This window comes from Vibrio scophthalmi LMG 19158, assembly GCF_000222585.1.
Classification (GTDB): domain Bacteria; phylum Pseudomonadota; class Gammaproteobacteria; order Enterobacterales; family Vibrionaceae; genus Vibrio; species Vibrio scophthalmi.
Genome location: NZ_AFWE01000199.1, coordinates 1 through 26932, shown reverse-complemented (window position 1 = coordinate 26932; position 26932 = coordinate 1). Strand labels below are relative to the sequence as shown.

Genomic DNA, 26932 nt, shown 5'->3' with positions numbered 1-26932 from the left:
GCCTCGGCTGGGTTTTTTTGTATTCAGCCATTTCCACTCAACAAAAGATTTCGATGAATTTCACGCTTTTGTTATCAATTTAGCTGAATGATAAAAAAAGCGAATTTTTCTCTAAAGGTTACATTTTCCTCGCCGTTAAAGGACTGAGAGAAATGATATGCGTCAAAGTGAGGTGAGAGACACTGCGGCGCATGCCCCGATGCCAAAGGAGATCAATTATGGCGATCAACGTAAACACGAATGTGTCTGCAATGACAGCACAGCGGTACGTAAACAATGCAACCGACGGGATGCAGAAGTCTATGGAACGCTTGTCGTCAGGTTACAAAATCAACAGCGCGAAAGATGATGCTGCTGGTCTGCAAATTTCAAACCGCTTAACATCTCAAAGCCGTGGTTTGGATATGGCAGTAAAAAATGCCAATGATGGTATTTCGATTGCGCAAACCGCAGAAGGTGCGATGAATGAAACCACCAATATTCTGCAACGTATGCGCGATCTATCATTGCAATCATCAAACGGTTCGAACTCAAGTTCTGAGCGTGTTGCGATCCAAGAAGAAGTGACAGCATTAAACGATGAACTCAATCGTATTGCGGAAACAACTTCCTTTGGTGGTAATAAGCTATTGAATGGACAGTACGGTAGCCAATCTTTTCAGATTGGTTCAAGCTCGGGTGAGGCGGTAAAACTGACCATGAGTGACATGCGTTCAGATACGGCCAACATGGGTGGTAAAACGTACCAAGTGACAGCCGGTAAAACGCCTGATTGGCGAGTACAAGCGGACACCACTGACATCACATTTGATTATTCAGATGCGAACGGTGAAGCGAAGTCATTGACGATCAACGCGAAAGCAGGTGATGATATTGAGCAATTGGCCACTTATATCAATGGTCAAAGCGACGATGTTAAAGCCTCTGTGGGCGAAGATGGTAAAATGCAGTTATTTGCAGCAACAAACCAAGTGAAAGGCGAAGTCACCGTGGGTGGTGCACTGGGCAGTGATCTCGGTTTTGCAGCCGCAAAAGACGTGACAGTCGCTGACGTGGATGTGAGCACAGTGGCAGGATCGCAATTAGCGGTCTCTGTGATTGATAGCGCGCTTAAATCTGTTGATAGCCAACGAGCATCGTTAGGTGCTTTCCAAAACCGTTTTGATCATGCGATCAGCAATTTGGATAACATCAATGAAAACGTAAACGCATCGCGTGGACGTATTCGTGATACTGACTATGCAAAAGAAACAACCCAAATGACCAAGTCGCAGATTTTGCAGCAAGCCAGTACTTCGGTTTTGGCACAAGCGAAGCAGAGCCCAACTGCAGCATTAAGTCTCTTGGGTTAAGGTCAAGCAATACCGAGCTGACTAAGCCAAGCACCTGAAGGTTGATTGGCTTATGAGGTGGAAGGGAGATTGTTATGGAGATACCGTCCTACGCATCGAACATCCAGTCCCATGGCTCACAAAGTGGCACTAAAATTGCTTCAGGATATGATAATTCGCAAGGCACTTCCTCGGCTTCGAAGGCAGTTGTGGCATCAGAAATAAGCCAGTTAACCTCACGCGGAATTGAACAAGCAATGGAAGCGACTCAGTCTCAACTGAAGTTTTCAGAGCAAGAACGTGAGAAAGTAGTGGAACAGATGAATGAGTTCATCTCGACCATTCAAACTGGCTTATCGTTTCGGGTGGATGAAGCGTCCGGACGAGATGTGGTGACCATCTATGAAGAGAGTACTGGTGAAATTATTCGCCAGATACCTGATGAGGAGATGTTAGAAGTTTTGCGGCGTCTTAGAGAACAAACAGCGCGTTATTCGTCAGGGCTGTTGATCGATAAGGTGTAATGTATTTTTGAGGTGATTAGATGAGTTTTGGCCCTGTAGGGATGAATTCTGGCATGGATATCAATGCCATGGTCGGCAAAATTGTTGAGGCGGAGCGTGCACCTAAGCAGCAACGTATTAACAATGAGCAGACCAAAATTGAATCCAGTGTTAGTGCCTACGGCCGACTCAGAGAGTCGCTGGATACGATGAAAAACTTGATGGCGAGTTTTCGCCAAGAAAAGGCGTTTGCGGCAAGAAAGGTTGATACTACTGATGATGCCGTCGTGTCAGCAACCGCCACTACTGAAGCGATCGCAGGCCGTTATGCTGTCGATGTGTTGCAACTTGCTCAAAGCCATAAGATTGCCTCGGATGTTTTTCCAGACGATGCAAAATTTGGTGAGGGCAAGTTGCGTATTTCGCTTGGTAACAAGTCATTCGATGTAGACGTAAAACAGCACTCTAAGCTAAGCGATGTTGTCCGTGGAATTAACGGCAGCAAAAGCAACCCTGGAGTGCGTGCGTCAGTGATCAATGATACCAACGGTCCTCGTTTGATTGTTGCCTCTGATTTATCTGGTCAAGACCATGCGGTCAGCATGAAAGTGGAGACCAACCAACCGAATAACCTTCTGAAGCAGTTAGAGTACAAAACTCTAGAGCAGCGTGTCTCTGATTTAGAAAAAGCACGTGCCACGGCTCAAGAACTGCTGAATCCTTTAACGCCTCAAGAGCAATTGGTCGCCGATCGTATCGCCCAACGCAATATCGATGCGGCAAAGGTTGTCGATAGTGAGATTGCCGATGCAAGCCGACAGGCGGCAACGGTTGTCGACCCTAATGCGGCAAAAGACATCACACCGGTTAACCAAATTTCCGAAAAAGCCATTGCGGCTGCTGCGGGCGCAGGGCAAGCGGCCAACAAATACATCAAACCAGAAGATCGCATCCCAGGGTGGACACCAACTGCATCGGGCACGTTACTCGATTCTTATTGGGAGCCAGAGCCACAGCTAGATGACAAAGCGCGTGAAAAAGCGGGCGATATTCCGGGATGGAGCAATACCGCTTCTGGGACACTGACCGATTCTTATGTCACGCCTAAAGAAGCGCAAGCCGCACTGGATAAGAAACTGGCTGCGGAACAAGCGGTCATTAAGGCTGCGCATCAAGATGAAATCGATCAAATTGATGCGGCGTTGGCGGCGGGTAATATGGATGATGCGCAAGCCAAGCAGGCAAAAATGGAGATGTTACCGCCCGAACAGCGCGATTATTTACAGCGTATCGAGCAAGCTCAACAGGCGTTAAAAGCGGCACAAGGCTCATTTGATACCTACAGCGGTATGAGTCAGGTGCAAGCCGCGCAAGATTCTAAAGTCATGCTTGATGGTGTTGCTCAGCTATCGAGTAACAATAACATCATTGAAAATGCGATTGATGGGGTCGATTTGACTCTTAAAGGTCGCACTCAACCGGGTAAACAAGCTTCGGAAATCGACATTGAGTATGATCGTCAAGGTGTGCGTGAAGATATTGAACAGTTCGTTTCGGCGTATAACCAGTTCTACCAATTGTCGAAAGATCTCGCCACGTTTGATCCAATGACAGGCCAAGCAGGCCCATTAGCGGGTGACAGCATTATCCGCAGCGCAGATTCACGTTTAAAGGCGGTTTTCTCCCAATCGGTCGAGCCTGCACCACAAGATCTAAAGTCACTGACGGAATTTGGCATCACCACGACTCGTCAGGGTTCATTGGAAATAAACTATGAAATGCTTGATCGCCAACTGAACAACAATTTCAATAAATTGGAAGATTTTTTCGGCGGCAATCAGGGATTCGCTAAAAAAGTGGAAGATGCGATCCATGGCTTAACTGGCGTACAGGGTTCGCTGCGAACTCGTGAGCAGAGTCTTGTTGAACGAAACTACCGTTTGCAAGATGATCAAGTGAAACTCGATCGTCGTATGGAAGGCTTACAAGACCGCACTCACGCCAAATTTAGTGCGATGCAAGATTCAACCAGCAATATGCAAGCGCAGTTAGCGGGGATGATGAGTGCACTCAACCGATAATTTCACCGAACAACTTAAGCAGTTAAGTGATATAGATCACATAATAAAGAGTGAGCTTTCAGCCAGTGACATTAACACTGAAGAAATCACTGAGTTGGTCGATAAAAGAGAACAATTGTTGCAGAGACTGCTCTGCACGATAGACGAGTTGCCACAATTATCTCAAACTGAGCAGTGGCAACAAGCAATCAAAGAGACTCAAAATGTGGTGCTGCTGATGCAAAGCAAAACCACATTGATCGGTCAAACATTATATAAGTATCGTCACGGCAATAAGTCCGTGCAGCAATATAAAAAGTTTTTGTAGAAGAGGAATGCTATGCGCGGTTCATTACAGGCTTATAAGAAGGTATCGGTAGATAGCCAGCTCACCGCGGCCTCCCCGCATAAAATCGTTCAGATGCTGATGGCGGGCGCAATTGAGCGCTTGATTCAAGGCAAGGCTGCAATGCAGCAAGGAAATATTCCTGTAAAAGGTGAACGTTTAGGTAAAGCGCTCGACATCATCATTAGTTTACGCAGTTGTTTATCGATGGATGATGGTGGAGATATTGCGCAAAACTTGGATCAACTCTACGAATTTATGATTACGCAGATCACTGCCGCAAATCATAAGAATGACCCTCAACCTTTGGATGATGTGATTGACATTATTCGTGAGATCAAATCGGCGTGGGATCAGATACCAACAGAGTTTCATAACCTAACTGCGCAAGATGTAGGGATGTAATAAAATCATTAAAAAAGGTTAAATTATTTAGATATTTAAAAGAAATAGCCTTGGCTTAATATCACACCTCCTAATTGCTTGGTTGCCTTATTTTTTTTATCAAATAAAATAGAAGCCACTAACTAGCCTAGTGGCTTATTTTATTGCCGAATTTTGTAAATTGATTGTCGTTAATAATTACTCGAACTAAGAGACGCGATTTTCATCAGTTTGGCCGATTCAAGTATTTAATGAAGGCAATCATTCTCATCTATGCAAGGCTTAGCAAAACTACTTGTTATTGAAGACGACGCTCAGGCGCAAACGAATCTAGCTTCTATTTTAGATTTTGTTGGCGAGCCATGCGAAGTTGTCAATGCAGCACAAATTGATACGTTAGACTTTTCAGGCGTTTGGTCTGGTTGCATCATTGGTTCTATTCTTCAACCAGCACACGCAACCAAGCTTAACGAAAAACTGTCTCGCGCCAGTCATATCCCACTTCTGATCGCCAACAAGCAGTTTACGTTTGCCGAGGAGTTGACTAACTATGTTGGTGACCTCGCTTATCCGCTGAATTACCCGCAATTGAGTGAAGCTTTACGCCATTGTAAGGATTTTCTTGGTCGCAAAGGTGTTAACGTTGTTTCTTCTGCACGCAAAAATACGCTCTTTCGTAGCCTAGTTGGTCAGAGCCGTGGCATTAAAGATGTCCGTCACCTGATTGAGCAAGTCTCGTCGACGGAAGCCAATGTCTTGATTCTTGGTGAGTCGGGAACGGGTAAAGAAGTGGTGGCGCGCAATATTCATTATCATTCTTCTCGCCGCGGTGGGCCTTTTGTGCCAATCAACTGTGGTGCGATTCCACCTGATTTGTTGGAAAGTGAGTTATTTGGCCACGAAAAAGGCGCGTTTACAGGTGCGATCACCGCGCGTAAAGGCCGTTTTGAGTTAGCAGAAGGCGGCACGCTATTCCTTGATGAAATTGGCGACATGCCAATGCCAATGCAAGTGAAACTACTGCGTGTGTTGCAAGAGCGCTGTTTTGAGCGAGTGGGTGGCAACAACACTATTCGTGCTGATGTTCGCGTGATTGCCGCAACGCATCGCAATTTAGACATCATGATCAGCGACGAATCTTTCCGAGAAGATCTTTACTACCGAATTAATGTTTTCCCGATTGAAATGCCAGCTTTGCGTGATCGTAAGGAAGACATTCCTTTGTTGTTGCAAGAACTGATGACGCGTATGCAAGCAGAAGGGGCACAACCAATCTGCTTTACGCCACGGGCAATCAACTCCTTAATGGAACATGATTGGCCAGGCAACGTGCGTGAGTTAGCCAATTTAGTCGAACGAATGATCATCCTTTATCCCAACAGTTTGGTCGACGTCAATCACTTGCCAACTAAGTATCGTTATAGTGATATTCCTGAATTTCAGCCAGAATCGAACCCATTGGTTTCGGTTGAAGAGCAAGAGCGTGACGTACTACACAACATCTTCTCTGACGATTTTAGTTTGGATGAGCTCGATGTATTTGCTGATAATGAACACGCACCACAAGCTCTACCGCCAGAAGGATTGAATCTTAAAGAGATGCTGGCAGAGCTTGAGGTTAATATGATCAACCAAGCGCTTGATGCACAAGCCGGTGTGGTGGCACGTGCTGCTGATATGCTGGGTATGCGTCGTACTACCTTGGTTGAGAAGATGCGAAAGTACAATCTTCAACGTTAGTTTTCCGTAGTGTCAAAATAATGGCGTTGCATTAAGTTGTTGAAAATTAAAAACAAATGGCTTGGCGTGTATTTTGCATGTCAGGCCATTGTAGTATTCAAGGCAAAAAAACGGCGTAGGCGCATAACCCATGGACAACCATTTAGGCTCATTAGAAGAACAAGTAGAACGCTATAAACAGGTTTTAGATGTGATGCCTGCGGGAGTTATTCTGCTCGACACTCAAGGTGTGGTGCGTGAAGTAAACCCAGAAGCGGAACGTCTATTGGAAGTGCCATTGGTGGGATATAAATGGTTTGAAGTCATTCAGTGGGCTTTTGCCCCACGTGAAGACGATGGCCATGAGATTTCGTTACGCAATGGACGTAAAGTGCGTTTAGCCATCTCTGCTTCAGCGACGGGACAGCTCATTCTGATTACGGATCTGACCGAGACCCGTTTATTGCAGTCACGCATTAGTGATCTACAGCGCTTATCTTCGTTAGGAAGAATGGTGGCATCCTTGGCACATCAAGTGAGAACACCACTCTCGAGCGCGATGCTTTATGCCTCAAATCTTGCGGCGCCAAATTTACCGCCAGCGACAAAAGATCGCTTTCAAAGCAAGTTAGTTGATCGACTGCAAGACCTTGAAAAACAAGTTAATGATATGCTGTTGTTTGCCAAAGGTGGCGACAACAAGGTTGTGAAAGCATTTACCGTTGCCGAATTGGTGGCGGAATTCTCACCTATGGTCGAAACGGCGTTGAAGAATAACCTCATCGACTATTGCCTAGAAGTAGAAGGCGAAGAGACTCGGCTGTTGGGTAATGCTAATGCAATAGCGTCGGCGCTGAGTAACTTGGTGATGAACGCGATTCAAATTGCGGGCAAAGAGTCACAAATTGATGTCTTTTTCCGTCCGGTAAATAACGAATTAAAGATCTCGGTGCAAGACAGTGGGCCGGGTGTTGCGAAAGAATTGCAGCAAAAAATTATGGAACCTTTCTTTACCACTCGCTCACAAGGTACTGGCCTTGGTTTAGCGGTAGTACAGATGGTTTGTCGCGCGCACGACGGAAAATTGGAACTCATTTCTGAGGAAGGGGATGGAGCATGTTTTACCATGTGCATACCACTGGAAAGTGCTCCCCAACTCGACCAATCAGTCACGACTGGAGAATAACATGGCTCAAAGCAAGGTACTTATCGTAGAAGATGACGAAGGTTTACGCGAAGCACTCGTTGACACCTTAGCGCTTGCTGGCTACGAATGGCTTGAAGCGGACAGTGCGGAAGACGCATTGGTGAAGCTGAAATCGAATGCCGTGGACATTGTTGTGTCTGATGTTCAAATGGCTGGCATGGGCGGTCTTGCGCTGCTACGCAACATCAAGCAACACTGGCCTAATTTACCGGTATTGCTGATGACGGCTTACGCCAATATTGAAGATGCCGTTTCAGCGATGAAAGATGGCGCTATCGATTACATGGCAAAGCCTTTTGCACCAGAAGTTCTGTTGAATATGGTCAGTCGTTATGCCCCCGTCAAATCAGATGATAACGGTGATGCAGTCGTCGCTGATGAGAAAAGTTTGAAGCTACTGGCATTGGCTGACAAAGTCGCTCGTACTGATGCCAACGTCATGGTGCTTGGCCCGAGTGGTTCAGGTAAAGAAGTGATGTCGCGTTACATTCACAATGCCTCATTACGTAAAAATGGCCCATTTGTGGCGATCAACTGCGCCGCGATCCCAGACAATATGCTCGAAGCGACGCTGTTTGGTTACGAGAAAGGTGCCTTTACTGGTGCTGTGCAGGCGTGTCCAGGCAAATTTGAACAAGCGCAAGGCGGTACGATTTTGCTGGATGAAATCAGCGAAATGGATCTGAGCCTACAAGCCAAGTTATTGCGCGTATTGCAAGAGCGCGAAGTGGAACGCTTAGGCGGCCGTAAGAGCATTAAACTGGATGTGCGTGTTTTGGCAACCAGTAACCGAGATCTTAAACAGTACGTTCAAGAAGGGAACTTCCGTGAAGACTTGTATTACCGTCTTAATGTTTTCCCAATTGCGTGGCCTGCCTTGTGTGAACGCAAAGGTGATATTGAGCCACTAGCGCGCCATCTTGTGGAACGTCATTGCCAGAAGTTGGGCATGCCAGTTCCAAGTTTGAGCGAGCAGGCATTGGCTAAACTGCTCTCATACCCTTGGCCGGGCAATGTGCGTGAATTGGATAACGTGGTGCAACGCGCCTTGATCCTGAGTGAAAATAACCATATTGGTGGTGAACATATTTTGCTGGAAGGATTGGATTGGCAAGATGCTACCAGTTTGCAACAAGTGGTGGAAAATGGCTCAGTTGTGATGCCAACCATCAAACCGGTCGCAGAAGTGGACGCTTTCAAAGGTTTATCGACGCCAACGGGTTTGGGCAATGAACTAAGAGACCAGGAATACACCATTATTCTTGAAACTTTAGTTGAGTGCGCTGGACGCCGCAAAGAAATGGCCGACAAGTTAGGCATCAGCCCCCGCACTTTGCGCTACAAGCTCGCAAAAATGCGTGATGCAGGGATTGATATTCCAAACTAACGTGCTATTTTCGTAGGCTTAATAGTGCGTGGCATACTCTTTGCAGCGTCAGTAATACAACGAAGTTGCTTGTCAAAGAATTGACATTAGAGGTAATGATGAGAATTGATGGATTTAACAGCGAAATGCAGGCCATGATGTTGGATGCGGCAAACGCCAAACCGGCAATGACTGGTCAGGCCGTTGGAGCAGATTTTAAAGATCTGCTGACGAATGCCATCAATAACGTCAATAGTCTTTCTAAAACATCCGGCGATCTGCAAACTCGCTTTGATCGCGGTGATGAAAATGTCTCGTTATCTGATGTGATGATCGCTCGAAATAAATCTAGCGTTGCCTTTGAAGCCACTATCCAAGTACGCAATAAACTGGTTGAAGCGTATAAAGAATTAATGAACATGCCAGTGTAATTTAGGTAGCACCCGTGTCTGATCGAAACCAATCAACAGATTTGGCTTTGTCTGAGTCAGCGTCTGACAATGCGATGATTGCGCATGGTGGCGTAGATGGCTCAAGCCAAAACCCGGATCTTGATGAAAAAAGCAGTTCTAAATTTGATTTAGCCGTCGGCGATCTTGACCTTATGCGTCAAGTCGTACTCGTGCTGTCTATTTCTATCTGTGTTGCCTTAATTGTGATGCTGTTTTTCTGGGTGAAAGAGCCGGAACTACGTCCACTTGGCGCCTATGAAACTGAAGAACTGATCCCTGTTCTTGATTATCTCGATTCGCAAAAACAAGATTATACGCTGGAAGGTAACACCGTCATGGTGCCTGTCAGTGAATACAGCGGCCTTAAACTTAACCTCGCACGTGCTGGTTTAAACCAAGCAACCGATGAGGGTGATGACATCTTGCTACAAGATATGGGTTTTGGTGTTTCACAACGTTTGGAGTTGGAGCGCTTAAAGCTCAGTCGTGAGCGCCAATTGTCAAAAGCGATTGAAGAGATGAAGCAAGTGCGTAAAGCGCGCGTGTTGTTGGCGTTGCCAAAGCAGAGTGTCTTTGTGCGTCATAATCAAGAAGCCTCGGCCTCGGTGTTCTTGAATCTCAAATCTGGTAATAACCTCAAACAAGAAGAAGTTGACTCGATCGTTGATATGGTATCCAGTGCTGTTCCTGGCATGAAACCCAATCGTATTACGGTCACTGATCAACATGGTCGCCTGCTAAGTTCTGGCTCACAAGATGAAGCCTCAATGGCTCGTCGTAAAGAGCACGAACTTGAGCGTAAACAAGAATCCGCACTGCGAGAAAAAATCGATTCAGTCTTGATCCCTATTTTAGGTTTTGGCAACTATACCGCGCAGGTGGACATTGAACTCGATTTTAGCGCAGTTGAACAAACCCGTAAGAGCTTTGATCCTAATACGCCGTCGACCCGCAGCGAATATACTCTGGAAGATTACAACAACGGCAGCATGGTTGCCGGTGTCCCTGGTGCTTTGAGCAACCAACCGCCTGCTGATGCCTCGATTCCACAAGATGTGGCGCAGATGAAAGATGGCAGTGTGTTAGGCCAAGGCTCAGTACACAAAGAAGCGACACGTAACTTTGAATTGGATACCACGATCAGTCACGAGCGTCGTCAGACTGGCGTGGTAAATCGACAAACGGTGGCGGTAGCGATCAAAAATCGCCCGGTAGTGAACCCAGAAACAGGCACCACGACTTATCAACCATTGTCAGAGTCTGAGCTTAACTCGATTCGCCAAGTTTTGATTGGTGCGGTTGGCTTTAGCCAAAATCGTGGCGACTTACTTAATGTTTTGAGTATGCAATTTGCTGAGCCTGAAATGGAAAGCATTGTTGATGCGCCAATTTGGGAACATCCAAACTTTAACGATTGGGTTCGTTGGTTTGCCAGCGCGCTGGTGGTGGTGATTGTTGTCTTAGTGCTGGTTCGTCCGGCAATGAAGAAATTGCTTAACCCAGCCGCTGAAGAAGATGATCAACTTTATGGCCCTGACGGCATGCCAATCGGTATTGACGGTGAAACTAGCCTAATTGGTGGTGATCTAGATGGTGGTGAATTGTTTGAGTTTGGCTCTAGCATTGATTTGCCGAACTTGCATAAAGATGAAGACGTATTAAAAGCGGTGCGCGCTCTGGTCGCAAACGAACCAGAGTTGGCTGCGCAAGTAGTGAAGAACTGGATGAAAGATGGCTAACGAAATCGTACCGCAGGAACAAGGTGGGGATATTGCTGAAAACACTATCGACATCTCAACCATTCCTGGTGAAGAGCGAGCAGCAATTTTATTGCTCAGCCTAAATGAAGAAGATGCTGCAGGCATTATTCGTCACCTTGAACCGAAGCAAGTGCAACGCGTGGGTAGCGCGATGGCGCGCGCGGCGGATCTGAGCCAAGATAAAGTTGGTGCGGTGCACCGTGCATTCTTGGAAGATATCCAGAAGTACACCAACATTGGTATGGGCAGCGAAGACTTTATGCGCAACACCTTGATTGCGGCATTGGGTCAAGATAAAGCCAATAACCTTGTTGACCAAATTTTGTTGGGCACCGGTTCTAAAGGCCTCGATTCATTGAAATGGATGGACCCACGTCAAGTGGCGAGCATCATTATCAACGAGCACCCACAGATTCAAACTATTGTCTTATCGTACCTCGATCCCGATCAGTCTGCGGAAATCTTGTCGCAGTTTGCAGAACGTGACCGTTTAGACTTGATGATGCGTATTGCTAACCTTGAAGAAGTTCAACCATCGGCACTAGCGGAATTGAACGAAATCATGGAGAAACAGTTTGCAGGTCAAGCGGGCGCTCAAGCAGCCAAGATTGGCGGCCTGAAGGCGGCGGCAGAGATCATGAACTACATGGACAACAACGTCGAAGGCGTCTTGATGGAGCAAATCCGCGACCAAGACGAAGATATGGCAACGCAAATCCAAGATTTGATGTTTGTGTTCGAAAACCTTATCGAAGTCGACGACCAAGGTATTCAGAAATTGCTGCGTGACGTACCGCAAGATGTTCTGCAAAGAGCACTTAAAGGTGCCGATGATGGTCTACGTGATAAGATCTTCAAGAACATGTCTAAGCGTGCCGCTGAGATGATGCGTGATGATCTCGAAGCGATGCCTCCGATTAAAGTCTCTGACGTTGAATCCGCACAGAAAGAAGTGCTGGCGATTGCTCGTCGTATGGCTGATGCCGGTGAGCTTATGCTGTCTGGCGGCGCGGACGAATTCCTCTAATTATTTGCTGTTACAGGTAAACGAACATGTCTGGTGAGAGAAAACGTGGCTTTTTACGCCTCGATGACGATCAACAAGTAGAGAAACCGCAGAAATGGGGTTTGCCTGACTACACTTCTGAAAATCGCTCGCAAGCACGCGAAACCGCGATGAATTACGATCCGGGTTGGATGCCAAGCTTTAGTGAGCCTGAAGTTGATGTTCCTGCTGAATTGACCGATGAAGAGATCGAACTGATTAAGCAACAGGCGTATCAGGAAGGGTTACATCAAGGCCAAGAAGCGGGCTTTAAACAAGGTTACGATAAAGGCAAAGAGCAAGGGCTGGAAGAAGGTCATCAAGAAGGTCTTGAATCGGGTAAAATCGAAGGCGTTGCGGCAGGCCAAGAATTTATTCAACAGCAAGTTCAAACGTTCGTGAATCTTGCAAACCAATTTGCTCAGCCACTCGAGCTAATGAACGCTCAAGTCGAGAAACAGCTGGTTGATATGGTGCTAACCTTGGTGAAAGAAGTGGTGCATGTTGAAGTGCAAACTAACCCACAAGTGGTTCTTGATACCATCAAGCAATCGGTTGAAGCTCTGCCTGTCTCTGGCCATGCCATTACATTAAAACTGCATCCTGATGATGTGGAAATCATTCGTTCTTCTTATGGTGAAGAAAGCCTTGAATTCAGAAATTGGACGTTATTGGCTGAACCGGCTTTGAATCGTGGCGATGTGCAGATTGAAGCGGGCGATTCTAGCGTCAATTATCGTATGGAAGAGCGAATTCGTAGCGTGTTACAAAGCTTTTGTGGCTCTAATCGCCATCAAGGCGGCGAATAGTGCTGCAGCTGGCTGATCGACTCTCACAATACAAAACCAAAGGGTTAACCTGTCGCCCTGTTGCGTCAGGAAAGCTCGTGCGCGTAGTGGGTTTGACATTGGAAGCCACGGGCTGCCGAGCGCCAATTGGCAGTTTGTGTAAAGTGGAAACCATGCACGGCGAAATGGAAGCTGAGGTGGTGGGCTTTTCCGGTGAAAACCTCTTTTTGATGCCAAGTGAGCAAATTACAGGCGTCATGCCGGGGGCGAAAGTGACGCCCTTGACCAGCGAAACCGGGCTTCCGGTTGGAATGGAATTGCTTGGCCGGGTGATTGATGGTGTCGGTAACCCACTTGATGGTCTTGGCCCTATTTATACCGATAAACGCGCTTCATTTAATGCCGAGCCCATCAACCCGCTATCACGCAAACCGATTACCGAACCTCTCGATGTAGGCTTAAAAGCGATCAACGGTTTATTGACGGTCGGTAAAGGGCAACGTATAGGCCTATTTGCCGGTTCGGGTGTAGGTAAATCGGTGACGCTAGGCATGATGACTCGCGGCACGACAGCACAAGTGGTCGTGGTGGGTTTGATTGGTGAACGTGGCCGTGAAGTAAAAGAATTTATCGAAGAGATTTTAGGTGTTGACGGCAGGCAACGTTCTGTCGTTGTCGCCGCGCCCGCTGACTCATCACCACTGATGCGTCTTAAAGGGTGTCAAACCGCCCTCACTATTGCTGAGTACTTCCGCGACCAAGGCTTAGATGTATTATTGTTAATGGACTCTCTAACGCGTTTTGCTCAAGCTCAGCGTGAAATTGCCTTGTCGGTTGGCGAACCTCCGGCGACCAAAGGTTATCCACCATCGGTGTTTGCTAAGCTACCTGCTTTGGTGGAACGTGCCGGCAACGGCAGTCCAGAGCAAGGTTCTATTACCGCCTTTTTTACCGTCTTAACCGAAGGTGATGACCTACAAGATCCCATTGCCGATGCATCCCGCGCTATCTTGGATGGTCACGTAGTGTTATCACGTGAAATGGCGGATGCGGGCCACTACCCAGCCATTGATGTTGAGAAGTCCGTCAGTCGTGTTATGCCACAAATTACCACGGATGAGCATGTGCTGATGTCAAAAGCAGTGCGTCAGGTATTATCAATTTGCCGTAAGAACCAAGATTTAGTTTCTATTGGTGCTTATAAGCCAGGGACCGATCAAGCGATCGACGCTGCCTTTACCTTAAAACCAAAACTAGATGCCTTCTTGCAGCAAAGCATGAAAGAGAGTGTCCCTTACGATATGTGCGTCAATATGCTTGGCCGCTTATTAAAAGGAGAGTAATAGATGGATAACGCACTCGAGTTTCTGGTTGAGCAAGTCAAAGAACGCGAAAACCAAGCGGTGTTAGCGCTGAACCAAGCACGGAGTGAACTACATGGTTATTATCAACAGCTCGAACAAATCGAAAAGTATCGTCTCGATTACTGCCAGCAGTTGATTGATCGTGGTAAACAAGGCTTAACCGCCAGCCAATATACTCACTTGAACCGCTTTTTAACCACGCTCGACAATACCTTGTCAAAGCAGAAACAGGCTGAATCTCATTTCAAAGATCAAGTCGATAACTGCGAAGCGCATTGGTTAGAGTGTCGTAAACAACGTCGTTCTTATGAATGGATGATTGAGAAAAAGCAGAAAGAGAAGCAGCGGCTAGAAAACATCCGTGAGCAAAAGCAAATGGATGAGTTTTCGACCCTGCAATACTCTCGCCGTACGCTCTAAATCGACCATGCCATTTCTATAGAGCGCTCCCGTTAAACATACTCGTTCACTACTCAGCTAGCTCAGTAGTTGGCGCGTATCTTGCTTGTTTAATCACAATTATATTGATGGCTATTACCGGCCATTAAGTGACTATCTATGCTTGTCAGCGTTTGTGCTTGGCAAGTCATGGCAGTCATTAGTGATTGTTATATGCGTGCGCGTTAGCCGAGAGTGAGTCTGCGAATAATGAATGTGAATTTATCCCCATCAACTGAAGTCACCAAAGCCACTAAAGGCGTTGTCGATGGCCAAGCCACAACGACGGAATCCAGTGAAGACGAAGGTTTTTTTGCTAAGTTGACGGCATTTATTAAGGGTGAATCTAAAGCGGATACAACTAAAGCAGATGTAGCCAAAGGTGAGGCCGAGGCAAAAGTGAATGCCGAAGTCGCAGCGGATGCTGAGGTTGAAGTGGCGTCTGCGACCACAGAGCAAGGCGACGAAGCCATGATGCTGGATGATGCCAGCTCAGAGCAAGCGCTACTCGATGGTGACGCTCTCGGTACTGGCGAACAACAAAAGGCACAAAAAAGCGCGACGGATGATGGCGAGCACAACGCGACCTCAATTCCACCACAATTGGAAAAGTTCATCGAAAAATCAAGCTCTGATTCAGCGCAGGTTGAACAAGCTTTGGCGGAAAACCAACAGTTTTTAGGCCGATTAGACCAATCAGTAAAATCGCTACAAGCAAAAGACGGCAAGCCTTTGCCACCACAAGAAGCGACAGCGCTAGAAGCTGACGTTGAGCTCATTGACGGGCAAGCAACCTTGATGACAGAGGCTCAAGCTTCGATAGCGGGTCAATCTGCCAATGTCACTGAGGATGATCTCACCAAGATTAATTCGCAAAATTTGAGTGAACAACAAAAAGCAGAACTGGCGGCGTTGATGGGTCAAACCACTTCTCAAGCGCAAGCTGAAATTCAAGATCCAGCGACAGTAGACTCGGTGGGTAACTCGGTGATCGCTCAAGACACCGAAGGAAAAGAAAAAATTGAAGGCGCTGCAATTGCCTGGAATAGTCAAGCGAGCAGCCAAACTAGCAGCGGCGATACGGCAAAATTAGGCAAAGAAGAGGTTGTTCTAAAAGGTAATGCGCAGTCTGCGGCAATTTTGCAGCAAGCGCAGAACCAGTCGCAACATTCAGCGCAAACATCAGCGGCGCAAGCAAGTAATGCAGCGGCTGCGAGTAATGGTGCTATCAATGCGGCGGTATTAACCCCGACAGCGCCGATGGATGCTTCTGCTGCGCAACAGTTGCAAACTGTAACTGCACCGGTTAATAGTACTGCGCAGGCTGAACAAATCATGCAAGCGGCGATGGGCTTAAAAGGCACCGCAGTGGCGGGTAAACTCGCTTCGTCAGCCGATGGTCAAGCTCCCGCAGGCATTGAAGCAGCACTTGCACAGCAGTTGGGGCAAACGGCTGGGGCTCAGGGGTTAAACAATCAAATTCGCCCAGAGCAAGTCGCTCAACAACCGCCAATGCCACTTAATCGCGAGATGGCGAGTGAGCAAGTGGCAGAGCGGGTGCAAATGATGCTATCGAAGAATTTGAAAAACATTGATATTCGTCTCGACCCGCCAGAGCTGGGCCGAATGCAGATCCGCATGAATATGAATGGTGATGGAACCAATGTGCATTTTACGGTAGCGAACTCGCAAGCCCGTGACATTGTTGAACAAGCGATGCCGCGTCTACGTGAAATGTTGGCTCAGCAGGGCTTGCAATTGGGCGATACCTCTGTGCAACAGCAAGCTTCAGGGCAGCAGCAAAATGGCTATGCAGCAGCAAATGAAGGTGGATTTGGTCAAGGTAGCAGCGATCAGCATGCAACAAGTGAAGAAAACCTTGAACCAGACGTCAAACTTGATTTGAATGTGGCGACAAAGCGTGATGGAATCAGTTATTACGCTTAGACTAGGCGTTAGAGTATTAACGAATTGAATAGTTAGAGAAAGTTAAACTATGGCAGCAGAAGAAGTAGAAAACGGCGCTCCTAAGAGTAAAAGCAAACTCATTATCATCATTGTCGCGGTGGTAGTGCTATTACTTGGTGGTGGCGGTGCCGCATTTTTCTTGATGGGCTCAGACGATGCCGCTTCATCACAGCAAGGTGCGCAACAGACCGCGGCCGCTGCGGAAGCGCCAGTTTCCTATGTTAATATTGCTCAGCCATTTCTATTCAATGTGACCGGCGATAAAAAAGATCGTCTGGTACAAATTAACGTTCAGTTAATGGTGCGTGGTTTTGAGAATGAAAATTTGGCACGTTACCATTCGCCGTTGATTGAAAGTTCGCTGCTTGGCACGTTTGCATCAGCAACGGTTGAGCAGCTGCGTAACGCCAACGGGCGCGTCGAGTTGCGCCAAAAAGCAACCGATGATATTAAAGCGAGTTTGACTCGCGCAGTAGGCCAACCCGTGATTGAACGCGTGTTGTTCACTGACTTTGTTATTCAGTAGGAATTAGTGTGACCGATCTATTAAGCCAAGACGAAATTGATGCGCTATTGCATGGCGTCGATGATGTTGATGACGTCGAAGATGATGTCGTCGCTGACAGTGATGCGGTAGACTTCGATTTCTCTTCCCAAGACCGCATTGTCCGCGGTCGAATGCCGACGCTTGAATTGATCAACGAGCGTTTTGCTCGTCATATGCGTATCAGTCTGTTCAATATGTTGCGAAAAACCGCTGAGGTTTCGATCAACGGTGTCCAGATGATGAAGTTTGGCGAATACCAAAACACCTTATACGTACCAACCAGTTTGAACATGGTGCGTTTTAGACCTTTAAAAGGCACCTCGCTCATCACTATGGAAGCGCGTTTGGTGTTTATTTTGGTTGAAAATTTTTTTGGTGGCGATGGTCGTTTCCATGCGCGTATCGAAGGGCGTGAATTTACTCCTACCGAGCGTCGTATTATCCAGCTCCTGCTAAAAATTGTATTCGAAGATTATAAAGAAGCTTGGTCGCCAGTCATGGGGGTTGAGTTTGAATACCTCGATTCAGAAGTGAACCCGAGCATGGCGAACATCGTGAGCCCGACAGAAGTGATTGTGGTGAGTTCATTCCATATTGAAGTGGATGGCGGCGGCGGTGACTTCCATATGGTGATGCCATATTCCATGGTTGAGCCGATTCGTGAATTGCTCGATGCCGGTGTTCAGTCCGATAAAATGGAAACCGACGTACGTTGGAGTAGTGCTCTGCGTGAAGAGATCATGGATGTTCCGGTGAATTTCCGTGTCGACTTACTCGAAAAAGATATTTCATTGCGTGATTTGATGGAGTTACAACCGGGTGACATTATCCCCGTTGATATGCCTGAAAACGCGGTGATGTTTGTAGAAGAATTGCCAACCTATCGAGTTAAGATGGGCCGCTCCGGTGAGAAAATGGCGATTCAAATTTCAGAAAAAATCCGACGCCCTGATGTGGTGAAAACTGATATCGCGTTCCTTGGAAAAAATGTTATTTCCGACTTGGAACGTGATGATGGCGAGATTGAAGATTAAGACGATTAAATAGGTATTTAGGTATGGAACCAAGTGACGACCAAAGACTAGCCGACGAATGGGCGGCGGCATTAGGTGAAGATCCAAGCGCTCCGAGTATTGATGTTGATGAAGTGATGTCGGCGCAGTTTGATGAACTGCAAGATACTTCATCGCCAATTTCTGATGATGAACGTCGTAAGCTCGATACCATTTTGGATATCCCTGTTACCATTTCGATGGAAGTAGGCCGTTCGCAAATCAGTATTCGTAACTTATTGCAATTAAACCAAGGCTCAGTGGTTGAGCTAGAGCGTTTAGCGGGTGAATCACTGGATGTATTGGTGAACGGCACACTGATTGCGCATGGCGAAGTGGTTGTGGTGAACGATAAATTTGGTATTCGATTGACCGATGTGATCAGCCAAACTGAGCGTATTAAGAAGCTAAGGTAATGTATGAAGCCTAATTTATATTGGCTATTACTGCTTTCTCCAACGGCTTTTGGTGCGCCAGCCGCACCTTCTAGCCAATTTGACTGGGCGACCACCTTTGGGTCGCTCTTGTTCGTTATAGCCCTAATCCTTTTGTTGGCATGGATGTTAAAGCGCATGCGAGTGCCCACCATGACCAATCAAAAAGGCCTCAATGTGGTACGCCAAGTTGCGGTCGGGACACGTGAACGGATCATTATTGTCCAGGCTGGAGAAGAGCAGTTTTTGGTTGGCGTGACTCCGCAATCAATACAACTGATTTCTAAGCTGGAAAAACCTTTGTCTCAGGAGGAGCTGGCGAGCAGTCCGTTTGCAAATCAACTGACTCAGCTACTGAAAAAAAATGATAAAAAATAATCACTTGTCGTCATTTATCTTGGCGTTTGTCTTGGCTATTTTTTCAAGTTTCTCTGTTGCATCGGAAGAGCTTGATACCCCAATTAACAGCAAGGTTGCCAGTAATTCGGTGACAGTGTCAGCCATGGAACAAGAACAAGGCGCAGCCCGAACGTTATCAACCAATATGATCGCAGGTTCCGGTGGTGGAGGCATTCCAGCTTTTACCGTGACCACTAATGCCAATGGCGGCGAAGATTATTCGGTTAACTTACAAATCTTAGCGTTAATGACCATGTTGGGCTTTTTGCCGGCAATGGTTATTTTGATGACCTCATTTACCCGAATTGTGGTAGTGATGTCGATCTTGCGCCAAGCGATGGGTCTACAACAAACACCATCGAATCAAGTGATCATCGGTATCGCCATCTTCTTGACCTTTTTTATCATGTCGCCCGTGTTAAATAAGATTAACGAAACCGCCGTACAGCCTTATATCAATGAGCAAGTGACTGCTCGTCAAGCCTTCGATCTTGCCCAAGAGCCAATGAGAGATTTCATGCTCAAACAGACGCGAGTCAAAGATCTGGAAACCTTTGTTAATATTTCTGGCTCAACGGCGACAGCGCCTGAAGAGGTATCGATGGCGGTGTTGATCCCAGCGTTCATCACCTCTGAATTGAAAACCGCTTTCCAAATTGGCTTTATGCTGTTTTTACCCTTCTTGATTATCGACTTAGTGGTGGCATCAGTGCTAATGGCAATGGGTATGATGATGCTCTCGCCAATGATTGTGTCGCTACCGTTTAAACTGATGCTGTTTGTGCTGGTGGATGGGTGGAACTTAATCCTCTCAACCTTAGCCGGCAGTTTTGCCTTGTGACGGGAGAAAATCATGACTCCTGAGATGTTTGTTGAGCTGTTTCGCGATGCCCTGTGGATGGTATTGATCATGGTGTGTGCCATCGTCATTCCGAGTCTGCTAGTGGGCCTTGTGGTTGCTATTTTCCAAGCTGCCACCTCCATCAACGAACAAACGCTGAGTTTCTTGCCTCGTTTGGTGATCACCTTGTTGGCCTTGATGTTTTTTGCCCACATGATGACTCAGATGATGACGGAATATTTCTACTCGATCATTGAACGCTTACCGCAAGTGCTCTATTAGGATTTGAGATGGAATACCCCGCGAGTATCGTTCTAGATTGGATTGCTAATTACTTTTGGCCTTATACCCGTATTGCTGCCATGCTGATGGTCATGACGGTGACAGGCGCACGCTTTGTGCCAACGCGTGTAAGGCTCTATCTGGGGTTAGCGATTACCTTCGCGGTGATGCCTTCGGTTCCTAAAGTACCTGAGGCGATTGAGTTGCTCTCATTTGAAGGTTTTGTGGTCACCTTTGAGCAAATTGTGATTGGGGTTGCAATGGGCACCGTCACTCAGTTTATGATCCAGATCTTTGTTATCTTGGGTCAAATATTGGGTATGCAGTCAAGCTTGGGTTTTGCATCCATGGTCGATCCTGCCAATGGTCAAAATACGCCACTGCTCGGCCAACTCTTCATGTTTCTCGCGACCATGTTCTTTCTGGCGACCGATGGGCACTTAAAGATGTTGATGCTGGTGGTGATGAGTTTCAAATCTCTCCCAATTGGTGTTGGAGCATTAACGGCAGTTGATTTTCGTGAGCTTGCTACTTGGCTTGGCACGATGTTTAAACTGGCCTTGAGTATGTCACTCTCAGGGATTATTGCGCTGCTGACGATTAACTTATCGTTTGGTGTAATGACGCGTGCCGCACCGCAGTTGAACATCTTTGCTCTCGGTTTTACCTTCGCTCTAATCGTTGGTTTGCTGTTGTGTTGGTACATTATCGGTGGTCTATTTACTCACTATGAGTTGATTTGGCTACAAGGCGAGCAGCAGATCTGTCGCTTTATTCGCTTATCTTGTTAGTCATGGTCTTAGGAGACTGAATTGGCAGAATCAGACGGTCAAGAACGTACCGAAGACGCCACGCCCAAGCGCTTGCAACAGGCCCGAGAAAAAGGGCAGGTTGCAAGGTCAAAAGAGTTGGCGTCAGTTTCAGTATTAGTTATCGGTTCGGTCGCCCTGATGTGGTTTGGCGAGGGATTGGCGCGCGCATTGTTTAATGTGATGGGGCGTTTATTCAACCTCTCGCGCGAAGAGATATTTGATCTCGATAAGCTGTTTGATATCGTCTTGGGCTCGATGGGCGGCTTGTTGTTTCCACTGCTGTTGATCTTGTTTGTCTTGTTCATCGCCGCCTTAGTGGGCGCGGCGGGTATCGGTGGGGTGAGCTTTTCTGTTGAAGCTGCAATGCCGAAAGCGTCGAAAATGAACCCGCTTAGTGGCCTTAAACGAATGGTGGGCATGCAAAGTTGGGTTGAGTTGATTAAGTCAATTTTGAAAGTTTCGCTGGTTTCCGGCATGGCGTTTTATCTGATTGATGCCGCGAAAGAAGATTTATTCCAATTGAGCTTGGATGTTTACCCGCAAAACATTTTCCACGCCCTCGATATCCTACTTAACTTTATTTTACTGATCAGTTGTTCACTGCTGATTGTAGTGGCGATCGATATACCGTTTCAGATTTGGCAACACGCCAATCAACTGAAAATGACCAAGCAAGAGATTAAGGACGAATACAAGGAAACCGAAGGTAAGCCGGAAGTGAAAGGTCGTATTCGGATGTTGCAACGTGAAGCGGCGCAGCGTCGTATGATGGCTGATGTGCCTCAGGCAGATGTTATCGTTACCAACCCAGAGCACTTTTCTGTTGCGCTACGTTATGATCAAAAAAATGACCGTGCTCCAATAGTGGTGGCAAAAGGGGTTGATCACATGGCGATGAAAATCCGTGAGGTTGCTCGTGAGCACAATATTTACATTATTCCCGCCCCGCCTTTAGCTCGCGCCCTCTACCATTCAACCGAGCTAGAGCAAGAGATCCCCGATGGTCTATTTACCGCAGTGGCACAAATTCTGGCGTATGTTTTCCAATTGAAGCAATACCGAAAACGTGGCGGGCAGAGACCGAACTTAAAAACCTCAGAGCTACCGATCCCAACGGAACTGCGTAAATAGCTTAAGAAGCGAGAGTTTAGAAGCGAGTAATATAGAAGCGAGAATCTAGAGCGCTGCGCTTGAGAGCCGAGAGGGTTACTCGCTTGGTTTTTAGGATGACGATAAACGTTCGAAATTTGGATGCCGTCATTCTCGATAGCGATGATAGGGCGTAATCGGAAATCTGTTTGAGTTATGCGGATTCGAGAAACTTAAATTCCGTCATTCTCGATAGCGACGAAGGAGCGTAGTCGGGAATCTTTTACGAGAACTAACCGCCGTCGCCTCTCGCTTCTCGAACCTCAAATCTAGAAGCGAAGCGTTCCATAGAGCGTAGCTCGATCCCGACTCTCGACCTCTCTATTTTTCCGGAATCGACAGCAACACTAATAATGCACCATCGCCACCAAACTCCAATGGGGCTTGGTGAAAGGCCATTACGTCTGGGTGTTGAGCCAGCCATAAAGGGGCTTTCTGCTTAAGTATGTGCTTACCGATACCGTGTTGAACACAGGCACAGTGCACATCATTTTTTACGCAGTAGGCCAGCATGGCGCCTAACTCGCGTTTGGCTTCTACTTGTGTCATCCCATGCATATCTAAGAAAACGTCAGGTACATACACACCGCGGCGTAATCTTTTTACCTCATAAGTTGAGACATCATCGCGCGCATAGCGAGTTGGTCCCTCTTCATTTAGGCGAGGAACAAACTCGTCAGAGAAGTAAAACTCCGCATCACTGCCTTCTCGAGCAGTTCGCTTGATTTCTTTTTGCTTAGTATTCTTTTTTGGTTGCTGGACTATGGTATCCTGTGGCAACTTTTTTACGCCTTGTACTGCATCCCTAAATAGGGCGAAATCGTCATCAGCGTTGGTGTCTTTTTGGCTCATAGGTATAAAATTATGGTTAACACAACAGGGTTAATTTCATTAAGCAGTATTGTAGCGCTTTTCGGAGGCAAGTTTGGATAAGATTTTTGTAGAAGAAGCGGTATCAGAATTACACACGCTTCAAGATATGGTTCGTTGGACAGTAAGCCGCTTTAATGCTGCGAACATTTTTTATGGCCACGGTACCGACAATGCATGGGATGAAGCGGTTCAGCTTATCTTGCCAACCCTTTACCTGCCAATCGATGTGCCTCCACACGTGTTGAACTCACGCTTGACTACTAGCGAGCGAATGAGAATTGTTGAGCGCGTGGTTAAGCGTATTAATGAACGTACGCCAACGGCTTACCTTACCAATAAGGCTTGGTTCTGTGGCCTTGAGTTTTTCGTTGATGAGCGTGTTCTTGTACCGCGTTCGCCAATTGGTGAATTGATTCAAGCTGAATTCCAGCCTTGGTTAATTGAAGAGCCAACACGCATTATGGATCTTTGTACGGGCAGTGGTTGTATTGCGATTGCTTGTGCGAATGCGTTCCCTGATGCAGAAGTTGATGCGATTGATATCTCAACGGATGCTCTGCAAGTAGCAGAACTTAACGTTCAAGATCATGGTCTAGAGCAACAAGTTTTCCCTATCCGTTCCGATCTATTCCGTGATTTACCAAAAGAGAAATACAACGTGATTGTCTCAAACCCACCTTATGTGGACGCAGAAGACATGAACAGTTTGCCAGAAGAGTTTACTCACGAGCCAGAACTGGGCTTAGCAGCGGGTACTGATGGCCTAAAACTGGTACGTCGTATCTTAGCTAACGCACCAGATTACTTAACTGAGAAAGGTTTCTTGATCTGTGAAGTGGGCAACTCAATGGTTCACATGATGGAGCAGTACCCACATATTCCATTTACTTGGTTAGAGTTTGAAAACGGCGGTCACGGCGTATTCTTACTGACTCGCGATCAAATGCTTGAACATGCTGATGAGTTTTCTATCTATAAAGATTAATTTTCAGCATTAAGAGTGATTTTTAAACGCCATGTACGGCTTAGTGCATGGCGTTTTTTTTATTTGTGTCGCGGATTTTGTTCTCTTTTAGGGGTTTACATCAATGGATAATCAAGCGACTATGAATCTACCAACATCAGGAAGAAACGCTGTGAGCAGGTCATTCACAGCTTAAAAGTTGAGGACGCAATGGCAGGAAATAGTATCGGACAACATTTCCGAGTAACAACATTCGGAGAAAGTCACGGTATCGCATTAGGATGTATCGTAGACGGTTGCCCTCCGGGGTTAGAAATTTCAGAAGAGATGATACAAGTTGATCTTGATCGTCGCCGTCCAGGCACATCGCGTTACACCACCGCACGACGCGAACCGGATCAAGTTAAAATTCTCTCAGGTGTCTTTGAAGGTAAAACCACGGGTACTTCTATTGGCCTGCTAATTGAGAACACCGATCAGCGTTCAAAAGATTATTCAGACATTCAAGATAAATTCCGTCCAGGTCATGCCGACTACACTTACCATCAAAAATATGGCATCCGTGATTATCGTGGTGGCGGCCGTTCGTCAGCGCGTGAAACGGCGATGCGTGTTGCTGCTGGTGCAATTGCTAAACAGTACTTGAAGCAAGAGTTTGGCGTTGAAGTACGAGCATACCTATCACAAATGGGTGATGTGGCGATTGACACGGTTGATTGGAACGAAATTGAAAACAACCCATTCTTTAGCCCAGATGCAGCGAAAGTGGATGCGTTTGACCAACTGATCCGTGATTTGAAAAAGCAAGGTGATTCGGTTGGCGCTAAAATCCAAGTCGTTGCCACCAATGTTCCGGTCGGATTAGGTGAGCCAGTGTTCGACCGTCTTGATGCTGATATCGCTCACGCACTGATGAGTATCAATGCGGTTAAAGGGGTTGAAATTGGCGATGGTTTTGATGTGGTTAAGCAGAAAGGCAGTGAGCATCGTGATGCGTTGTCACCGCAAGGCTTCGACAGCAACCATGCGGGCGGCATCTTAGGTGGAATTTCGACTGGGCAGGATATTGTCGCCAATATCGCGTTAAAGCCTACCTCGAGCATTACGGTTCCGGGCAAAACGATTGATAAGCATGGTGAACCAACTGAATTGATCACCAAAGGCCGTCATGATCCATGTGTTGGGATCCGCGCCGTGCCGATTGCTGAATCTATGTTGGCGATTGTGGTGATGGATCATTTGCTACGTCATCGTGGACAAAACCATGGTGTTGTCACTGGTACGCCAAAGATTTAATCGATTTTTTAAACGCATAAACAAAAACGCCAATCATCCGATTGGCGTTTTTTTATGTTTGTCTATTAGCAACCACATTGCGACTTAGTGTATTGCCTCTTAGTGCAGTGGTTCGTCACTTTCTAAATGGAACGAAGGTAGACGCCATTTGAAGCGAACGGCGGCCATACGCAGCAGATAACCGACAATCAGTGTCGCGATAGTTGCGGTAACGTCATCAATGCCAAATTCCAATAACGCAAGGTAAAGCCCTGACGCTACCAATGAAACCGATGCGTAAAGCTCTTCATGCAATACTAGCGGTGTTTGACGACAGATCAGATCACGCAGTAGACCACCAAATACCCCAGTGACCAGTGCCGCAACCATACAGATGCCAGGATGCAGGCCCATGCCCATCGCAACCTTGGTGCCGATAATGCTAAACACAATCAAACCTAGCGCATCAAGACGGATAAACAAGCCTTTGAATTTGATTACCCATTTAGCCAGCCCAGTTGTAAGTACGCCAGCAATACACGTAATCGCAAGGTATTCCGGGTTTTTTACCCAGCCTAGTGGGTAGTGACCAAGTAGAATGTCACGTACCGTGCCGCCGCCAATGGCTGTTGCACTGGCAACAAGCATAACGCCAAACCAATCCATTTTTCGACGACCAGCACTGAGAGCTCCAGTCATGGCTTCGGCAGTGATACCAATGATGTACAACACACTTAACAGCATAGCGATTACTCAAATAACGAAAACAAAGCAGTAGGGCGGATAGAAAAGCCCTATCTTATAAATGAAGGCGAAAGTGTAGTGGTTATGGCGCTAAAAAACGAATGAGTTTTTGTGGTTACGAAAACGTTTATCAGATAATTATTTCTAATGGCAAGAGTATGACCAGTACTGTGCTAAACAGAAGAAAAATGCGAGAATGCGGGCGCTTAATTTCATTTCATTAGCCAGGCATTATGAATCACGATTACCAAGATTTAATTAAAATCTTTAATGACACGTTTTCCGCGAGTTTTAATACCGTATTAGAGCTGGGAGGGGATGAGCCTATTTATCTTCCAGCCGATGAGCAGCACCCTCAACATCGGATCATTTTTGCGCGGGGATTCTACGCTTCCGCGTTGCATGAAATTGCCCATTGGTGTGTGGCAGGTCCAGAGCGTCGTTTACTCGAAGACTTTGGATATTGGTATGAACCCGATGGTCGTACCGCGCAAGTACAAGCTGAATTTGAAAAAGTCGAGATTCGTCCACAAGCTTACGAGTGGATTTTAGCGTTAAGTGCGGGTTTTGCGTTTAGTGTCAGTTGTGACAATCTGAATGGTGATTTTGAACCGGACCGCTTGCTGTTTATGAGCAAAGTACATGCAGAAGTTATGTCTATTCTAGATCAAGGTATTCCGCCGCGAGTTGAAATGTTGTCTGAAGCGATGCGTGGCTTCTATGGTATTACGCCTCTCAATCATAGCGATTTTATTGTTAAGTAAACCGTTTATCTCTTATCGATACTGACCAAAAAGCCGACATTATGTCGGTCTTTTTGGTTCGTAGG

28 protein-coding genes are annotated in these 26932 nt (G+C 46.6%); 26 read left to right on the top strand and 2 right to left on the bottom strand.

Going from position 1 to position 26932, the window contains the following annotated elements; genetic code table 11:
- Window positions 1-218 precede the first annotated feature (218 nt).
- The 23 genes from RH88_RS17250 to flhB all read left to right on the top strand — a co-directional run bounded on the left by RH88_RS17250 (window position 219) and on the right by flhB (window position 22229).
- Window positions 219-1352 (top strand): flagellin, encoded by a 1134-nt coding sequence (locus RH88_RS17250; RefSeq protein WP_005598401.1) that lies wholly within the window; start codon window positions 219-221, stop codon window positions 1350-1352.
- Window positions 1353-1426: 74 nt separating this feature from the next.
- Entirely contained in the window at window positions 1427-1855 is a 429-nt protein-coding gene (gene flaG / locus RH88_RS17245) for a flagellar protein FlaG (protein ID WP_005598399.1), read from the top strand.
- Window positions 1856-1875: 20 nt separating this feature from the next.
- Window positions 1876-3915 carry a flagellar filament capping protein FliD gene (gene fliD, locus RH88_RS17240; RefSeq protein WP_005598397.1) on the top strand — a complete coding sequence of 680 codons (2040 nt, stop codon included), beginning with the start codon at window positions 1876-1878 and terminating at the stop codon, window positions 3913-3915.
- Window positions 3899-4222 (top strand): flagellar protein FliT, encoded by a 324-nt coding sequence (locus tag RH88_RS17235; protein ID WP_005598395.1) that lies wholly within the window; start codon window positions 3899-3901, stop codon window positions 4220-4222. Before fliD ends, RH88_RS17235 begins: the two co-directional genes overlap by 17 nt.
- A 12-nt stretch (window positions 4223-4234) precedes the next feature.
- Window positions 4235-4645 carry a flagellar export chaperone FliS gene (fliS, locus tag RH88_RS17230; RefSeq protein ID WP_005598393.1) on the top strand — a complete coding sequence of 137 codons (411 nt, stop codon included), beginning with the start codon at window positions 4235-4237 and terminating at the stop codon, window positions 4643-4645.
- Window positions 4646-4897: 252 nt separating this feature from the next.
- On the top strand, window positions 4898-6364 hold the full coding sequence (locus RH88_RS17225; protein ID WP_005598391.1) for a sigma-54 dependent transcriptional regulator: 1467 nt from the start codon (window positions 4898-4900) through the stop codon (window positions 6362-6364).
- A gap of 130 nt (window positions 6365-6494) precedes the next feature.
- Window positions 6495-7529 carry a sensor histidine kinase gene (locus tag RH88_RS17220; RefSeq protein WP_005598389.1) on the top strand — a complete coding sequence of 345 codons (1035 nt, stop codon included), beginning with the start codon at window positions 6495-6497 and terminating at the stop codon, window positions 7527-7529.
- 1 nt (window position 7530) lies between these two features.
- Window positions 7531-8937 (top strand): sigma-54-dependent transcriptional regulator, encoded by a 1407-nt coding sequence (locus RH88_RS17215; protein ID WP_005598387.1) that lies wholly within the window; start codon window positions 7531-7533, stop codon window positions 8935-8937.
- Window positions 8938-9035: 98 nt separating this feature from the next.
- Entirely contained in the window at window positions 9036-9347 is a 312-nt protein-coding gene (gene fliE, locus RH88_RS17210) for a flagellar hook-basal body complex protein FliE (protein ID WP_005598385.1), read from the top strand.
- A gap of 74 nt (window positions 9348-9421) precedes the next feature.
- Entirely contained in the window at window positions 9422-11107 is a 1686-nt protein-coding gene (gene fliF / locus RH88_RS17205; protein WP_406853104.1) for a flagellar basal-body MS-ring/collar protein FliF, read from the top strand.
- Window positions 11100-12155 carry a flagellar motor switch protein FliG gene (fliG, locus tag RH88_RS17200; RefSeq protein ID WP_005598382.1) on the top strand — a complete coding sequence of 352 codons (1056 nt, stop codon included), beginning with the start codon at window positions 11100-11102 and terminating at the stop codon, window positions 12153-12155. Before fliF ends, fliG begins: the two co-directional genes overlap by 8 nt.
- Before the next feature lie 26 nt (window positions 12156-12181).
- On the top strand, window positions 12182-12982 hold the full coding sequence (fliH, locus tag RH88_RS17195; protein WP_005598380.1) for a flagellar assembly protein FliH: 801 nt from the start codon (window positions 12182-12184) through the stop codon (window positions 12980-12982).
- Complete coding sequence (fliI, locus tag RH88_RS17190) at window positions 12982-14304, top strand: flagellar protein export ATPase FliI (protein WP_005598379.1); 1323 nt, start codon at window positions 12982-12984, stop codon at window positions 14302-14304. Before fliH ends, fliI begins: the two co-directional genes overlap by 1 nt.
- A gap of 3 nt (window positions 14305-14307) precedes the next feature.
- A complete protein-coding gene (gene fliJ, locus RH88_RS17185) occupies window positions 14308-14745 on the top strand; it encodes a flagellar export protein FliJ (protein ID WP_005598377.1) in 438 nt (145 codons plus the stop codon).
- Between the two features lie 228 nt (window positions 14746-14973).
- On the top strand, window positions 14974-16710 hold the full coding sequence (locus RH88_RS17180; RefSeq protein ID WP_005598375.1) for a flagellar hook-length control protein FliK: 1737 nt from the start codon (window positions 14974-14976) through the stop codon (window positions 16708-16710).
- A gap of 49 nt (window positions 16711-16759) precedes the next feature.
- Complete coding sequence (gene fliL / locus RH88_RS17175; protein ID WP_005598373.1) at window positions 16760-17257, top strand: flagellar basal body-associated protein FliL; 498 nt, start codon at window positions 16760-16762, stop codon at window positions 17255-17257.
- 8 nt (window positions 17258-17265) lie between these two features.
- Window positions 17266-18312: a flagellar motor switch protein FliM gene (gene fliM / locus RH88_RS17170; protein ID WP_005598372.1), complete on the top strand. Its 1047-nt coding sequence runs from the start codon at window positions 17266-17268 to the stop codon at window positions 18310-18312.
- A 23-nt stretch (window positions 18313-18335) separates the two neighbouring features.
- Window positions 18336-18746: a flagellar motor switch protein FliN gene (gene fliN, locus RH88_RS17165; RefSeq protein WP_005598370.1), complete on the top strand. Its 411-nt coding sequence runs from the start codon at window positions 18336-18338 to the stop codon at window positions 18744-18746.
- Between the two features lie 3 nt (window positions 18747-18749).
- On the top strand, window positions 18750-19142 hold the full coding sequence (gene fliO / locus RH88_RS17160; protein WP_005598368.1) for a flagellar biosynthetic protein FliO: 393 nt from the start codon (window positions 18750-18752) through the stop codon (window positions 19140-19142).
- Complete coding sequence (gene fliP, locus RH88_RS17155) at window positions 19129-20004, top strand: flagellar type III secretion system pore protein FliP (protein ID WP_005598366.1); 876 nt, start codon at window positions 19129-19131, stop codon at window positions 20002-20004. Before fliO ends, fliP begins: the two co-directional genes overlap by 14 nt.
- A 12-nt stretch (window positions 20005-20016) precedes the next feature.
- Window positions 20017-20286: a flagellar biosynthesis protein FliQ gene (gene fliQ, locus RH88_RS17150; protein ID WP_005598363.1), complete on the top strand. Its 270-nt coding sequence runs from the start codon at window positions 20017-20019 to the stop codon at window positions 20284-20286.
- An 8-nt stretch (window positions 20287-20294) separates the two neighbouring features.
- On the top strand, window positions 20295-21077 hold the full coding sequence (gene fliR, locus RH88_RS17145; RefSeq protein WP_005598361.1) for a flagellar biosynthetic protein FliR: 783 nt from the start codon (window positions 20295-20297) through the stop codon (window positions 21075-21077).
- Window positions 21078-21098: 21 nt separating this feature from the next.
- Complete coding sequence (gene flhB / locus RH88_RS17140; protein ID WP_005598359.1) at window positions 21099-22229, top strand: flagellar biosynthesis protein FlhB; 1131 nt, start codon at window positions 21099-21101, stop codon at window positions 22227-22229.
- A gap of 339 nt (window positions 22230-22568) precedes the next feature.
- Here flhB and smrB read toward each other — a convergent pair whose 3' ends face one another.
- Window positions 22569-23099 carry an endonuclease SmrB gene (gene smrB, locus RH88_RS17135; protein ID WP_005598357.1) on the bottom strand — a complete coding sequence of 177 codons (531 nt, stop codon included), beginning with the start codon at window positions 23097-23099 and terminating at the stop codon, window positions 22569-22571.
- A 73-nt stretch (window positions 23100-23172) separates the two neighbouring features.
- Between smrB and prmB the strand changes: the two genes are divergently transcribed.
- Both prmB and aroC read left to right on the top strand, forming a co-directional pair.
- Window positions 23173-24105: a 50S ribosomal protein L3 N(5)-glutamine methyltransferase gene (gene prmB, locus RH88_RS17130; RefSeq protein WP_005598356.1), complete on the top strand. Its 933-nt coding sequence runs from the start codon at window positions 23173-23175 to the stop codon at window positions 24103-24105.
- Window positions 24106-24294: 189 nt separating this feature from the next.
- Window positions 24295-25380 carry a chorismate synthase gene (gene aroC / locus RH88_RS17125; protein ID WP_038219056.1) on the top strand — a complete coding sequence of 362 codons (1086 nt, stop codon included), beginning with the start codon at window positions 24295-24297 and terminating at the stop codon, window positions 25378-25380.
- Window positions 25381-25479: 99 nt separating this feature from the next.
- On the opposite strand, the gene RH88_RS17120 is transcribed toward aroC, so the two are convergent.
- Window positions 25480-26103 (bottom strand): trimeric intracellular cation channel family protein, encoded by a 624-nt coding sequence (locus RH88_RS17120; protein ID WP_005598353.1) that lies wholly within the window; start codon window positions 26101-26103, stop codon window positions 25480-25482.
- A 233-nt stretch (window positions 26104-26336) separates the two neighbouring features.
- On the opposite strand from RH88_RS17120, the gene RH88_RS17115 reads away from it, so the two are divergent.
- Window positions 26337-26867: an elongation factor P hydroxylase gene (locus tag RH88_RS17115; RefSeq protein WP_005598351.1), complete on the top strand. Its 531-nt coding sequence runs from the start codon at window positions 26337-26339 to the stop codon at window positions 26865-26867.
- Window positions 26868-26932: the final 65 nt, after the last annotated feature.